At 67.7% G+C, this 13,860-nt stretch carries 13 protein-coding genes; 4 read left to right on the forward strand and 9 right to left on the reverse strand.

The window, feature by feature from the left end:
• Window positions 1–54: 54 nt before the first annotated feature.
• The 6 genes from ACOBQB_RS21155 to ACOBQB_RS21180 all read right to left on the reverse strand — a co-directional run bounded on the left by ACOBQB_RS21155 (window position 55) and on the right by ACOBQB_RS21180 (window position 4,838).
• Complete coding sequence (locus ACOBQB_RS21155) at window positions 55–795, reverse strand: TerD family protein (RefSeq protein ID WP_423598638.1); 741 nt, start codon at window positions 793–795, stop codon at window positions 55–57.
• A gap of 237 nt (window positions 796–1,032) precedes the next feature.
• On the reverse strand, window positions 1,033–2,178 hold the full coding sequence (locus ACOBQB_RS21160) for a DUF475 domain-containing protein (RefSeq protein WP_423593724.1): 1,146 nt from the start codon (window positions 2,176–2,178) through the stop codon (window positions 1,033–1,035).
• A 64-nt stretch (window positions 2,179–2,242) separates the two neighbouring features.
• Window positions 2,243–2,818, reverse strand: a complete 576-nt coding sequence (locus tag ACOBQB_RS21165; protein ID WP_423593725.1) for a TerD family protein — start codon at window positions 2,816–2,818, stop codon at window positions 2,243–2,245.
• 128 nt (window positions 2,819–2,946) lie between these two features.
• Window positions 2,947–3,522: a TerD family protein gene (locus tag ACOBQB_RS21170; protein ID WP_223774403.1), complete on the reverse strand. Its 576-nt coding sequence runs from the start codon at window positions 3,520–3,522 to the stop codon at window positions 2,947–2,949.
• Between the two features lie 188 nt (window positions 3,523–3,710).
• Window positions 3,711–4,178 (reverse strand): peroxiredoxin, encoded by a 468-nt coding sequence (locus ACOBQB_RS21175; protein ID WP_356577294.1) that lies wholly within the window; start codon window positions 4,176–4,178, stop codon window positions 3,711–3,713.
• Between the two features lie 228 nt (window positions 4,179–4,406).
• Window positions 4,407–4,838, reverse strand: a complete 432-nt coding sequence (locus tag ACOBQB_RS21180; RefSeq protein ID WP_423593726.1) for a DUF3052 domain-containing protein — start codon at window positions 4,836–4,838, stop codon at window positions 4,407–4,409.
• 377 nt (window positions 4,839–5,215) lie between these two features.
• Between ACOBQB_RS21180 and aceE the strand changes: the two genes are divergently transcribed.
• Entirely contained in the window at window positions 5,216–7,948 is a 2,733-nt protein-coding gene (gene aceE / locus ACOBQB_RS21185) for a pyruvate dehydrogenase (acetyl-transferring), homodimeric type (RefSeq protein WP_423593727.1), read from the forward strand.
• 90 nt (window positions 7,949–8,038) lie between these two features.
• Window positions 8,039–8,983 (forward strand): potassium channel family protein, encoded by a 945-nt coding sequence (locus ACOBQB_RS21190; RefSeq protein WP_423593728.1) that lies wholly within the window; start codon window positions 8,039–8,041, stop codon window positions 8,981–8,983.
• Window positions 8,984–9,003: 20 nt separating this feature from the next.
• On the opposite strand, the gene ACOBQB_RS21195 is transcribed toward ACOBQB_RS21190, so the two are convergent.
• The 3 genes from ACOBQB_RS21195 to ACOBQB_RS21205 all read right to left on the reverse strand — a co-directional run bounded on the left by ACOBQB_RS21195 (window position 9,004) and on the right by ACOBQB_RS21205 (window position 11,547).
• Window positions 9,004–9,309: a small hydrophobic protein gene (locus tag ACOBQB_RS21195; RefSeq protein WP_423593729.1), complete on the reverse strand. Its 306-nt coding sequence runs from the start codon at window positions 9,307–9,309 to the stop codon at window positions 9,004–9,006.
• 47 nt (window positions 9,310–9,356) lie between these two features.
• Window positions 9,357–9,731 carry a peptidase inhibitor family I36 protein gene (locus ACOBQB_RS21200; protein ID WP_423593730.1) on the reverse strand — a complete coding sequence of 125 codons (375 nt, stop codon included), beginning with the start codon at window positions 9,729–9,731 and terminating at the stop codon, window positions 9,357–9,359.
• A 205-nt stretch (window positions 9,732–9,936) separates the two neighbouring features.
• Complete coding sequence (locus ACOBQB_RS21205; protein ID WP_423593731.1) at window positions 9,937–11,547, reverse strand: MFS transporter; 1,611 nt, start codon at window positions 11,545–11,547, stop codon at window positions 9,937–9,939.
• Window positions 11,548–11,750: 203 nt separating this feature from the next.
• On the opposite strand from ACOBQB_RS21205, the gene ACOBQB_RS21210 reads away from it, so the two are divergent.
• Both ACOBQB_RS21210 and ACOBQB_RS21215 read left to right on the forward strand, forming a co-directional pair.
• On the forward strand, window positions 11,751–12,368 hold the full coding sequence (locus ACOBQB_RS21210; RefSeq protein ID WP_423598640.1) for a TetR/AcrR family transcriptional regulator: 618 nt from the start codon (window positions 11,751–11,753) through the stop codon (window positions 12,366–12,368).
• A 263-nt stretch (window positions 12,369–12,631) separates the two neighbouring features.
• The gene (locus ACOBQB_RS21215; RefSeq protein ID WP_423593732.1) at window positions 12,632–13,840 is read left to right on the forward strand and encodes an alpha/beta hydrolase; all 1,209 of its coding nucleotides are present in this window, start codon (window positions 12,632–12,634) and stop codon (window positions 13,838–13,840) included.
• The last annotated feature ends 20 nt before the right edge of the window (window positions 13,841–13,860 follow it).

Consider the following 13,860-nt stretch of genomic DNA (forward strand, 5'->3'; position numbering starts at 1 on the left):
CGCGCCGCCGGGCCCGGCGGCGCGGGGCACGGGGCACGGGCACGGGGCACGGGCTCAGCCGACCTTGGTCTTGTAGCCCCTGCCCCACTGGAGCCCCCAGCCGTAGAGCCGGTCGAGCTCGGCCTGGAAGCCGTAGACGAACTTCACCTCGCGGCGGACGATCAGCTCGCCCTTGACGTTCTCGATGGAGACGACCGCGCAGGACCGGGCCTGCGGCTGGCGCTCGTCCAGGTCGATCTCGATGCGCGGCCCGTTGCTGGGATAGAGCGTGACCTTGGCGTGCGTGCGGTCGAAGGCCGGCGTCTGGTCGTAGATGTACGCGAAGACCAGCAGCCGCTTGATGTTCTCGCGGTGGTCGAGATTGACGTAGATCGTCTCCCCGGAGGGCGAACCGAACCGGTCGTCACCGCTCAGCTTCACGTACGGCGGCGCGTTGAGGCTCCCGAAAAAGCTCCCCAGCGGCTGTACGACCCCCTTGGCGCCGTCCATCAGCTCGTACAGGCAGCCGATGTCGAGGTCGACGTTGACCACGCCCTGCGTGTGCGCCTGCACCACGTCGGGCTGGAACATCTTGAGCGGGTGCCGCAGCAGCCCCCCGGTCCTGCGCTGCTTGCCCATGAAGTCGGACGTCCGCATCTGCCAGGAGAGGTTGACGCGCAGATTGCCGGTGGCCGCACCCTGCTTGCTGAGCGAGACCGTGGGGTTCCGTTTGGTCAGTTCGATGGAGTTGGTCGCGGCGCCGCCCGAATCGAAGTCCATCGAACGCCCTCGCCACAGACCGTCCCAGAAGGACATTGCCGCCCCCAAAGTGTCCTTGTGCCGCATACGACGGCCGGTTGACTGCCGGTTGTCTACCGGTGGTGCCGGCCGGTGAAGACCGGCGGGGCGGCCATGAGGACTCCTCCTCGATGGCCGCCCCGCTCAAAGCGTTCCTCACCCTGACCGCCGTCACACTCCGGAGTACGGAATCGGACAGCACGGCAAGGGAATCGGTCAGCGATCAGTCATGGGTCCGTCAGTGATCAGCCGGCATCAGACTCCGGACGAAACCTCGGTCTTCTCACCAGCGCTGCCCTGTCCCTCGGCCGCCGCGAGCCGCTTGTTGCGCAGCACGGACGACACGAAGGACCAGCCGATCAGGATGACGCCGACAGAACCGGTGATGAGCTCGTGGATCTCGTACTGGATGGTGACGAGGAGGATCACGGCGAGGGCACCGATCGCGTAGTGCGCGCCGTGCTCCAGGTAGACGTAGTCGTCGAGGGTGCCCTGGCGGACCAGGTAGACGGTGAGCGACCGGACGTACATGGCGCCGATGCCGAGGCCGAGCGCCATCAGGACGATGTCATTGGTGACGGCGAAGGCACCGATGACGCCGTCGAAGGAGAACGACGCGTCCAGGACCTCCAGGTAGAGGAACATGAAGAACGCGGCCTTGCCCACCATCACGGCGGCGGGCACCTGCTTGCCGCTCTTCTTGGCCTCCTCCTCGGCCTCGTGCTCGCGCTCCTCCTCTTCCTCCAGCTTGTTCTCGAAGTAGCCGGAGAGACCGCCCACCACGAGGTAGGTGATGAGTCCCGCGATACCGGAGATCAGTACCGTCTGCGCCTTGTCCACATGAACGCCGCCGTGCTGGTGGGCCTGGGTGGCGAAGGTCATCGCGGTGATCATGAGCACGATGAGCGCGATGCAGACCGACAGCATGTCGACCTTGCCGAGCTTGGCGAGCGGACGCTCGATCCAGCTCAGCCACTTGATGTCACGGTCCTCGAAGACGAAGTCGAGGAAGATCATCAACAGGAACATGCCGCCGAAGGCGGCAATCGACGGGTGAGCGTCGGTGACGAGTTGCTGGTACCGGTCCTTGTCGTTGAGCGCGAGGCGCACCGCCTCGATCGGGCCGGTCTTGGCGCTGATGGCGACAATCACGACGGGGAAGACCAGCCGCATGCCGAAGACCGCGATCAGGACACCGATGGTGAGGAAGATCTTCTGCCAGAAGGCACTCATCTTCTTCAGGATTCCGGCGTTGACCACCGCGTTGTCGAAGGACAGCGAGATCTCGAGGATGGACAGGATCGCGACGACGCCGAACCCTGCCCAACCCCCGTAGAACACCGCGGCGACCAGGCCGAGCGCGGTCACCGCGAACGACCAGCCGAAGGTTTTCAGAATCACTGGTTACCCAATCGTGTGTGTACGGGCTCCCGTTTGGCGGTCTCCCCCGCGCCGGTCCCCGGCTTTACGAAACGTTGACCCCGAAGTCTAGAGCGATGCCTCGCAGGCCCGACGCGTACCCCTGCCCGACGGCACGGAACTTCCACTCGCCCCCGTACCGGTACACCTCGCCGAAGATCATCGCGGTCTCCGTCGAGGCGTCCTCGCTCAGGTCGTAGCGCGCGAGCTCCTGCCCGTCCGCCTGGTTCACCACCCGGATGAACGCGTTGCTGACCTGACCGAACGCCTGCCCGCGATTGTCCGCGTCATGAATCGAGACCGGGAAGATGATTTTGTCGCAGTGGGCCGGAACCTTGGAGAGGTCGACCAGGAGCGACTCGTCGTCGCCGTCGCCCTCACCGGTGAGGTTGTCGCCGGTGTGTTCGACGGAGCCGTCGGGGCTCTTCAGGTTGTTGTAGAAGACGAACCACTCGTCACCGAGGACCCGGCCCGCGTCGCACAGCAGTGCGCTCGCGTCGAGGTCGAAAGGGGCGCCGGTGGTGGAACGCGCGTCCCAGCCGAGGCCGACAAGGATCTGGGTGAGGTTCGGTGCGGCCTTGGAGAGGGAGACGTTGCCTCCCTTGGCGAGTGTGACGCCCATGTTCGTGGTCCTCCCCGGGGTGACGAGAGTGCCCCCGAGCCGACGGGGACACACGGTGATGAGCACGTCCGGCGCCGCACCTGATGTGTGTGCGACGCCGGACGACAAGGCGGAGGCTGCTGCTCGGCTCAGACGTTGACGCCGAAGTCCTGCGCGATACCGCGCAGGCCCGAGGCGTAACCCTGGCCGACCGCGCGGAACTTCCACTCGGCGCCGTGGCGGTACAGCTCGCCGAAGACCATGGCGGTCTCCGTCGAGGCGTCCTCGGAGAGGTCGTACCGCGCGATCTCCGCGCCGCCCGCCTGGTTCACGACGCGGATGAACGCGTTGCGGACCTGGCCGAACGACTGCTGACGCGTCTCGGCGTCGTAGATGGAGACCGGGAAGACGATCTTCTCGACGTCCGCGGGGACCGAGGCCAGGTCGACCTTGATCACCTCGTCGTCGCCCTCGCCCTCACCGGTGGTGTTGTCACCGGTGTGCTCGACGGAGCCGTCGGGGCTCTTCAGGTTGTTGAAGAACACGAAGTTCTGGTCACCGCTGACCTTGCCCTCCGCGTTCGTCAGGATGGCGCTGGCGTCGAGGTCGAAGTCCGTACCGGTGGTGGTGCGGACGTCCCAGCCGAGGCCGACCAGAACCGCGGTCAGGCCAGGCGCCTCCTTGCTCAGCGATACGTTGCCGCCCTTGCTGAGGCTGACTCCCACGAGTCCTCCCAATTGGTGTCCAGGGGCGGGGAGCCCCAAGCGTTGCGTTGCATCGGATCAACGTGTGGATCCTAGTGACCGGTTCCCGGCCGCCACAGGCTCTGCACCTGAAGAATCACAGGGTGTCGCCCCTGAGAGAACCAGGGGTTCACCGAAGCCGAGAGGAGCGACCGGATTCAGCGGCCGGATCAGAGCGTTTCGAGGGCCTTGACGTACTCGTTCAGGTCACGCGCGTCGGGCAGGCCGTTGACGACGCTCCAGCGCACGACACCCTCCTTGTCGATGATGAAGGTGCCGCGCACCGCACAGCCCTTCTCCTCGTCGAAGACGCCGTACGCTCGCGAGACCTCGCCGTGCGGCCAGAAGTCGGAGACCAGCGGGTACTCAAGACCCTCCTGCTCGGCGAAGACGCGCAGCGTGTGGATGGAGTCGTTGGAGACGGCGAGCAGCTGGGTGTCGTCGTTGACGAACTTCGGCAGCTCGTCGCGGAGCGCGCACAACTCGCCCGTGCACACGCCGGTGAACGCGAACGGGTAGAAGAGCAGCACCACGTTCTTCTCGCCGCGGAAGTCGGAGAGCTTCACGGTCCGGCCGTGGTTGTCCTTGAGCTCGAACTCCGGGGCCTTGGTGCCGGTCGCGATTCCAGCGAGCGCCATGACTACGCATCCCTTCGACGGGGCCCCTCGGGTGGGGCCGTTCGGGTGACACCCACCCTACGTCCGTCGATCTACGCCCTTCGGGCTCACACCTCTCGGGCGCCCGCACATGCGTTCCATGAACGCGTTCCGTACAGGCGTTCCGTGCATGCGTGAGGCCCCCGTCGACGGATGGTGTCGGCGGGGGCCTCACGGCTGTCCCTGCTGGGTTCGCGGCTCGGCGCGTGGCTAGCGCTTCTTGGCGGCGCCCTTGGGGGTGCTCAGCCGGCTGCCGTTCCAGTCCTTGCCGGCGTTGATGCTCTTGGTCTGGGAGAGGCCCGCGGTCGTGGCCGCCTCGCCGATCTCGCTCGGCTCGACGTACCCCTCGCGACCGGTCTTCGGAGTGAGCAGCAGGATGGAGCCGCCCTCTTCCATGTAGGCGATGGCATCCACCAGCGCATCGGTCAGGTCCCCGTCGTCCTCACGGAACCAGAGCACCACGGCGTCAGCCATGTCCTCGTAGTCCTCGTCGACGAGCTCGGAGCCGATGGCCTTCTCGATGGCCTCGCGCAGCTCCTGATCGACGTCGTCGTCGTAGCCGATCTCCTGGACCACCTGGTCGGGCTGGAAACCAAGCCTTACGGCAAGGTTCGTCTCCGCGTGGTCCGCGGTCGCGCTCACGGATTGCCTCCTGATCATGTTTTTCGGGAATGCCTTCAGCCACGCGCGTGCGCGGGGCGTTGGCCGTAGTCCACACGGGCGGGACGGATCGCGCAAGTACCCGGCCGCCGAGACCGCCGAAACGGTGACGTTCCCAGCCGTGTCGCCGCAACTGCCGCCTCATCCGTACGGGACCGAACGGCTCTGCGAAGCGGCTAGGCAGGATGGGCGTATCGTTGCGATTTGGTCGAGCCTACCCCAGGGACCGCCAGGCGAACGTCTCGGTTACCTCTCGGTAGAGATGACGTCCGCGTCGGTCGGGTACACGATGGGGAGCGGTACAAGGCCAGGCACGACCCAGGTGACACAGGTGCAAGCCCCAACAGCGAAGGAACAGCGTGGCTTCCGGATCCGATCGCAACCCGATCATCATTGGCGGCCTGCCGAGTCAGGTCCCGGACTTCGATCCCGAAGAGACCCAGGAGTGGCTGGACTCCCTCGACGCCGCGGTCGACGAACGCGGCCGCGAGCGGGCCCGCTACCTGATGCTCCGGCTGATCGAGCGCGCCCGCGAGAAGCGCGTGGCCGTTCCCGAAATGCGCAGCACGGACTACGTCAACACGATCGCCACCAGGGACGAACCGTTCTTCCCCGGCAACGAGGAAATCGAACGCAAGGTCCTGAACGCGACCCGCTGGAACGCGGCGGTGATGGTCTCGCGCGCCCAGCGCCCGGGCATCGGCGTCGGCGGGCACATCGCCACCTTCGCTTCCTCCGCCTCCCTCTACGACGTGGGCTTCAACCACTTCTTCCGGGGCAAGGACGAGGGCGACGGCGGCGACCAGATCTTCTTCCAGGGGCACGCCTCCCCCGGTATCTACGCCCGTGCCTTCCTCCTGGACCGGCTCACCGAGCAGCAGCTCGACGCGTTCCGCCAGGAGAAGTCCAAGGCGCCCAACGGCCTGTCCTCCTACCCCCACCCCCGGTTGATGCCGGACTTCTGGGAGTTCCCGACGGTCTCCATGGGCCTCGGCCCGCTCGGCGCGATCTACCAGGCGCGGATGAACCGCTACATGGAGGCGCGCGGCATCGCCGACACCTCCAAGTCGCATGTCTGGGCGTATCTCGGTGACGGCGAGATGGACGAGCCCGAGTCGCTCGGCCAGCTCTCCATCGCCGCCCGCGAGGGCCTGGACAACCTCACTTTCGTCGTCAACTGCAACCTCCAGCGCCTCGACGGCCCGGTGCGCGGCAACGGAAAGATCATCCAGGAGCTGGAGTCCCAGTTCCGTGGCGCCGGCTGGAACGTCATCAAGCTGGTCTGGGACCGCAGCTGGGACCCGCTGCTCGCCCAGGACCGGGACGGCATCCTGGTCAACAAGCTGAACACCACGCCCGACGGCCAGTTCCAGACGTACGCGACCGAGACCGGCGCCTACATCCGCGAGCACTTCTTCGGCGACGACCACCGGCTGCGCGCCATGGTCGAGAACATGACCGACGAGCAGATCCTGCACCTGGGCCGCGGCGGTCACGACCACAAGAAGGTCTACGCGGCGTACGCGGCGGCCAAGGCCCACAAGGGCCAGCCGACGGTGATCCTCGCCCAGACGGTCAAGGGCTGGACCCTCGGCCCGAACTTCGAGGGCCGCAACGCCACGCACCAGATGAAGAAGCTGACGGTCGACGACCTCAAGCGTTTCCGCGACCGCCTGCACATCCCGATCACGGACAAGCAGCTGGAGAGCGGCGCCCCGCCGTACTACCACCCGGGCCGGGACTCGGAAGAGATCCAGTACATGCACGACCGCCGCAAGGGCCTGGGCGGCTACGTCCCGACCCGCGTCGTGCGCGCCAAGCCCCTCCAGCTTCCCGAGGAGAAGGCGTACGCGGTCGCGAAGAAGGGCTCGGGTCAGCAGTCGATCGCCACCACCATGGCGTTCGTCCGCATCCTCAAGGACCTCATGCGGGACAAGGAGATCGGCAAGCGCTTCGTGCTGATCGCCCCCGACGAGTACCGCACCTTCGGCATGGACGCGTTCTTCCCGAGCGCGAAGATCTACAACCCGCTCGGCCAGCAGTACGAGGCCGTGGACCGCGAGCTGCTCCTTGCCTACAAGGAGTCGCCGACGGGCCAGATGCTGCACGACGGCATCTCGGAGGCGGGCTGCACCGCCTCCCTGATCGCCGCGGGCTCGGCCTACGCCACCCACGGCGAGCCGCTCATCCCGGTGTACGTCTTCTACTCGATGTTCGGTTTCCAGCGCACCGGCGACCAGTTCTGGCAGATGGCCGACCAGCTGGCGCGCGGTTTCGTCCTCGGCGCCACCGCCGGCCGCACGACGCTGACCGGCGAGGGCCTCCAGCACGCCGACGGCCACTCGCAGTTGCTCGCCTCGACCAACCCGGCCTGCGTCGCCTACGACCCGGCCTTCGGTTACGAGATCGCGCACATCGTCAAGGACGGCCTGCGCAGGATGTACGGCCCTGACAGTGAGGACGTCTTCTACTACCTCACCGTCTACAACGAGCCCATCCAGCACCCGGCCGAGCCGGAGAACGTGGATGTCGAAGGCATCCTCAAGGGCATCTACCGCTTCAAGCCGGGCGAGCAGGGCGCCATCCCCGCCCAGATCATCGCGTCGGGTGTCGCCGTCCCGTGGGCGGTCGAGGCCCAGCAGATCCTCGCCTCGGAGTGGAACGTCAAGGCGGACATCTGGTCGGCCACCTCGTGGAACGAGCTGCGCCGCGAGGCCGTGGACGTAGAGCGCCACAACCTCCTGCACCCCGAGGAGGAGCAGCGCGTCCCGTACGTGACGCAGAAGCTGTCCGGCGCCGAGGGCCCGTTCGTGGCCGTCTCCGACTGGATGCGGAGCGTCCCGGACCAGATCTCCCGCTGGGTGCCCGGCACCTACCAGTCGCTCGGGGCGGACGGCTTCGGCTTCGCCGACACGCGGGGCGCGGCCCGCCGCTTCTTCCACATCGACGCGCAGTCGATCGTGGTCGGCGTGCTGACCGAGCTGGCCCGCGAGGGCAGGGTCGACCGCTCCGTCCTGAAGCAGGCGATCGACCGCTACCAGCTCCTCGACGTCACGGCCGCCGACCCCGGCCCGGCCGGGGGCGACGCATAGCGCACGTTCCAGACGGTGTAGCGCGCGTTCCAGCTGGAGGGCGGCGGGGCAGAGGTCCCGTCGCCCTTCGGCGTTTCCTACGATGCGCCCATGAAGCATCAACCGGCACAGATCCGTTGGGAGCGGCGCACCCAGCGCCCTCTTCTCGCGCTCGCGGTGGCGTTCGCCCTCGCCTACGCCGTGCCGATCGTGATGCCCGACGCGAGCCGGACCGTCACGGCGACCTGCACGATCGTGGAGTGGGTCGTCTGGGGCTCGTTCGCCGTCGACTACCTCGTACGTCTCCTCCTCACCGACCGGCGGCGGCATTTCGTCCGCACGCACTGGCTCGACCTGTGTGCTGTCCTCCTTCCGATGATTCAGCCGCTGCGGTTGCTGCGGCTCGTCTCCACGCTGATGCTCGTCGGCCGGCGGGCCCGCATGGCGTCGCAGATAACGCTGACGACGTATGTCGTGGGCTCGGTGGTAGGCCTGCTGATGTTCGGTTCCCTGGCGGTGCTCTCCGTGGAGCGGGAGTCGCCGGACGGGAACATCAAGACGCTGGGTGATGCGGTGTGGTGGTCCTTCACCACGATGACGACGGTCGGCTACGGCGATCACGCCCCGACGACGGGACTCGGCAGGGTGCTGGCAGTCGGATTGATGCTGTCGGGCATCGCACTCCTCGGTGTGGTGACCGCGAACATCGCGGCGTGGTTCATCGCGAGGTTCGACAAGGACGACATCGAGGAACGGCGCCAGACAGCCGCGATCGAGGCATTGACGGCAGAGGTGCAGGCGCTGCGGGCACAGGTGACGGCGCTGTCGGAGGCGGGGTCGGGGCTGAGGGTGGACGCGGGGTCGGGGGCGGGGCTGACGCCGGGTACAGGCTCGGCGCCGGGGCCGGGCTGCTCGCCCGGGGCGGCGTCGGGCTTGGGCTCCGGCCCAGGGGCGGACTCAGGCTCGGGCCCAGGCTCCGGCTCGGTGCCCCGTCCCGCGTCCGCCGAGGGCGCCGTCGGGCGGACGGGGCCTCTCGGCGGGACGGGGATGTGCTGAGCGAGGGCGGGTCGCCCGTGTCAGAACACGCCGTTCATCGTGGTCGCCCCGGATATCCATAGGAGCGCGAGCACGGTGTCGATCGCGCCCAGGATGAGGGCGACCAGGGCCGGTGCCGGCCGGGCACCGGCCCAACTGCGGCCCAGGGCCAGCCAACCACACACGATCGCCATGGGGCCGAGGATGATCCCCAGTACGAAGAACCCGGCGATCGCGCAGACGGCCCCTACTATCCCGAGCGTCGCGCGGTCCGGCCCGCTCCGCGACCACGTACGGCCGCGTGAGCGAGGGTGCTTGCGCGTGGCGTGTCCAAAGCCCGCCATCATCACTCCTTGCGTCAGCCGGTTCGGCTCAAGACCGCGGGTACCCCGCTTCAGCGCTCCCAGACCTTGAAGGCCCGTACCCGATAAGGCGATTCGGGCGCCCAGGTGCCACTGCCCGGGTACGTGTTGAACTCCCCGGTCTCGCCGCATTCCGCGGATTGGTACGTGGTGACGGGCCGGCCGGTGCGATTGGCGAGAGCTTGCGCGCTGCCCCCCTCCGGCAGCGCGATACAGCTCTCGATGTCGATCTTGGACAACTCGTACGTGTGTCGCGCTCCCTTGAACTGCGCCTTCTCCCAGAGGCAGAGCTCGCCGGGCCCGCATCCGCGGAACGTCGGCGGGGCCGCGGCCGCGACGTGCGTGGATGAAAGGATCACCGCGGCGAGTGCGGCGGCGGTGACGGTCGCAGGCATGGTCGTACGCATGTGTTCAACCCCCGTGTGGTGTGGCTCAGTTGTCCGCGTCGCGCGGATCTCATGTCTGAACTCTGGACCTGCCGACCGTGTCATCGGAAGGGGTACGAATGTGCGTCACCCGGATAGGCGAAAGCCCCCCAGAATGTCCCTGAGGGGCTTTCCCTGACTTTCGTCGCCGCACGACCGGCTGCGGACATGCGGCGAGCCGTATGCCCTAAATGTGCGCCACGCCCGCACCGGCTTCGGCATTGGTTCCGCGCTTGGCGAGGAACGCGACGAAGACCGCGACCAGGGCGACGCCCGCGGCGACCAGGCAGGCCAGGCCCATACCCGACATGAACGTGTCGTGCGTGACCGAGGCGATCTGGTCGGCGACCGACTGCGGCGCCTTCGGCGGGACGGGCGCCTTGCCGACCTGGACGGCCTCGGCGGCCTTGTCGAGGTCGGCGGGGCTGAGCGGCGGCAGCTTCGCCTTGGCCCAGTTGTCGGCCAGGTCGCTGTCGACCCGCGACGCCATGACGGCGCCGAGGACCGCCGTGCCGAGGCTGCCACCGATCTGCATCGCGGCCTGCTGAAGGCCACCGGCCACCCCGGACAGCTCCATCGGCGCGTTGCCCACGATGACCTCGGTCGCGCCGACCATCACCGGCGCGAGACCGAGGCCGAGGAGTGCGAACCAGAGCGACATCAGACCGCTGCCGGTGCCCGCTTCCAGCGTGGACATGCCGTACATGGCGGCGGCGGTGAGCAGCATGCCGCCGGCCAGCGGGACCCGGGGACCGACCTTGGTGATCATGGCCCCCGCCAGCGGCGAACCCACGATCATCATGCCGGTGAGGGGCAGTAGATGCAGACCGCTGTCGACGGGGCTCATCCCGTGCACGTTCTGCAAGTAGAAGGTGACGAAGAAGAGTCCGCCCATGAAGGCGATGGCCATCAGCACCATGAGGACCACGCCCGCGGACAGCGCCATGGAGCGGAACAGCCCCAGCGGGATGAGGGGCTCCTTGACCTTCGACTCCCACGTCGCGAAGAGCACGAAGCTCAGCACGGATACGCCGATGAACGTCCACGTCAGGCCGTCGCCCCAGCCCCATTCAGGAGCCTTGATGAGCGCCCAGACGAGGCAGAACATGGCGGCCGACAACAGCGCGATACCCGGGATGTCGAATGACCTGGGCGCGTTCTCGGCGCGGTGGTCCCTGAGGATGAACAGGCCGAGCGCGACGGCGAGGACGCCGACCGGCACGTTGATGAAGAAGACGGACTGCCAGCTGACGTGCTCGACGAGCAGACCGCCGAGGATCGGGCCGCCCGCCGTGGACGCGCCGATCACCATGCCCCAGATGCCGATGGCCATGTTGAGCTTCTCGGCCGGGAACGAGGCGCGGAGCAGGCCGAGCGCGGCAGGCATCAGCAGGGCGCCGAACAGTCCCTGGAGGACACGGAAGGCGACCACCAGCGGAATGGTCTCCGACAGTCCGATGGCCCCGGAGGCGGCGGCGAAGCCGATCACGCCGATGAGGTACGTCTGACGGTGGCCGAAGCGGTCACCCAGCTTGCCCGCGGTGATCAGCGAGACGGCGAGCGCCAGGAAGTAGCCATTGGTTATCCACTGCACCTCCGCGAAGGTGGCACCGAGATCACTCTGGATGGCGGGGTTGGCGATCGCCACGATGGTGCCGTCCAGGGCGACCATCATCACGCCCATCGCGACGGCGAAGAGCGTCAGCCAGGGGTGGCCGCGGAGCCCCTTGGCCGGGGCCGGAGCGGACGCGGGCTCCGGCGCCTTGTCCGCCTTGTCGGCGGTGGTCTGACTAGTCATGCGGCCAGGCTAATGACAGTGACTGACAGTTGACAAACCATATCACTAGTCGGTAACTGACACGTGACTCACAGATATGCTGAACTGGGCAAACAGTCAGAGAGGGCCATGGCGTGAAAACCGGGCAGCGACCGACAGAACCCGCGGAACCCCAGGCCAAGGCCGCCGAGGACGACACCTCGCCCGGCCCTGCGGCGCCCGGACTGCGGGAGCGCAAGAAGCAGCGCACCCGGGACGCGCTGCTGCGCGCGGCGCTCGAACTCTTCACGACCAAGGGGTTCGAGGAGACGACCGTCGACGAGATCACCGAGGTCGTTGAGGTGTCCCAGCGCACCTTCTTCCGCTATTTCGCGAACAAGGAGGAGGCCGCCTTCGCCGTCCAGGAGATGGTGGAGGCGCGGTTCGTCCAGAGTCTGCGCGAACGCCCCGCCCAGGAAGCGCCGCTGGTGGCGCTGCGCGGGGCCATCCTCGGCGCCTGGGAGGCGATGGGGCAGTCGATCGAGGAAGTCGTCCCGGTCGAACTGCACATGAGCACGTACCAGATGATCGAGTCGACACCCGCACTGCTCGCCGCACACCTGCGCCGCTCCATGGAGACCGAGGACGAGATCGCCCGGGTGATCGCCGAACGCGAGGGACTGGACGTCGACACCGATCCACGACCGCGCGTGGCTGTCGCGGCGTTCAGCGGCGTGATGCGCGTGACGGGCCATCTGTGGGGCGCGGGCCAGGACACCAGCGTGGAGTCGATCCGCGAGCTCACCGAGCAGTATCTCGATCACCTGGGACCCGCACTGGCGGAGAACTGGCGTATGCCCTAGTCGCCCCTCGTCAGCTCCCCCACAAGGCGCCCTCAATGAGCGCGTTTCGCACTCACATCGGACAGATTCGCACTCACATCGGACGAGGGAGCGGACGCTCCACGTCACGCACGCGCATGACGGACCGAGGGCGCACAGTCCTTCTACGGAGCGTGAGGAAGTGCTTCGATATGTGCCTGCTGTGCCTCAATTAACCCCCGGGAAACGTGATCTGCATCACGCGATGCACGGTATGCATCTGGGTTCTCCTAGGGTGTTCCGCAGTGACTTCCTTCGACTCATCCCCGCAACTCAACGCCTGGCGTGCTGTGCTCGCGCTGGCCGTCGTGTTCGTCATGCTGGCGACCACGGGCTGGACCGCCGTGCGGAACAACCGGGGCGATTCGTCGCCTCTCGAAGCCGCGATCTCCGCCTGGGAGCGGGGGAACATCGACGGGCGCGCGCTGCCCGACCCCGATGCCCCCGCCGCTCGGCTCAGCCACTTCTTCACCTCGCTCGACAAGAAGCAGCGCGACTGGCTCGCCGGCCGCTACCCCCTCGCGGTCGGCAACATGAACGGTGCGCCCGCCGAACTGCGTTATCGCGCGAACCGCATCGCCCTGGGGCAGGCCCGGAAGGTCGAGCGCGAGCGTATGCACGACAAACGCCTCTCCCCCTTGGGGCAGCAGGAGGCCGAGCGCAGGATGAAGCGGTTCGGAGTCATGATGCGCCCCGAACGCCAGGTCCTCGCCTTCGACCCCATGGGCTCCGGTCGCATGGCCGAGGTCTTCGGAGACCTCGACAAGGCCCGCCGCGTCTCTGTCGTGGTGCCCGGCGTCGACACCAACGTGCTGACCTTCGAGCGGACGTTCCGCAAGTACTCGGCGCCGGTCGGCATGGCCAAGGCCCTCTACCGCGCGGAGCACTCCGCGAACCCACGCGCGCGTACCGCCGTGATCGCCTGGGCCGACTACACCGCGCCCGTGGGCATCGGCGTGGACGCGGCCACGGCCATGCGCGCCGAGAGCGGGGCCGTACGCCTCGACTCCATGGTGCGGGGGCTCCCCGGGCGCACACCGGTCGCGCTGTACTGCCACAGCTACGGCTCCGTGGTGTGCGGGGTGGCCGCGCGGACCCTGCCCTCGCGCGTCACCGACATCACGGTCGCGGGCAGCCCCGGCATGCGCGCCGACAAGGCATCGCGGTTGGGTACGGGGGCCCGGATCTGGGCCGCTCGGGACAGCGACGACTGGATTCAGGATGTGCCCTACATGGAGGTCGGCGGGCTCGGTCACGGCGCCGACCCGGTGTCCGGCGGTTTCGGCGCGCGGGTGCTGTCCGCGGCGGGTGCGGCGGGCCACACCGGCTACTTCGAACCGGGTACGGAGAGTCTGCGTAATTTCGCCCAGATCGGGACTGGTGCGTACGACAGGGTGCGATGCGCGAGCGGGGACGACGTCTGCCGGAAGGACATTTCCGGCGCGGCGGCCTGACGCGCGTAGAAATCAACGCA

The organism is Streptomyces sp. G5(2025) (assembly GCF_049542075.1).
In the GTDB taxonomy this organism is placed as follows: Bacteria; Actinomycetota; Actinomycetes; order Streptomycetales; family Streptomycetaceae; genus Streptomyces.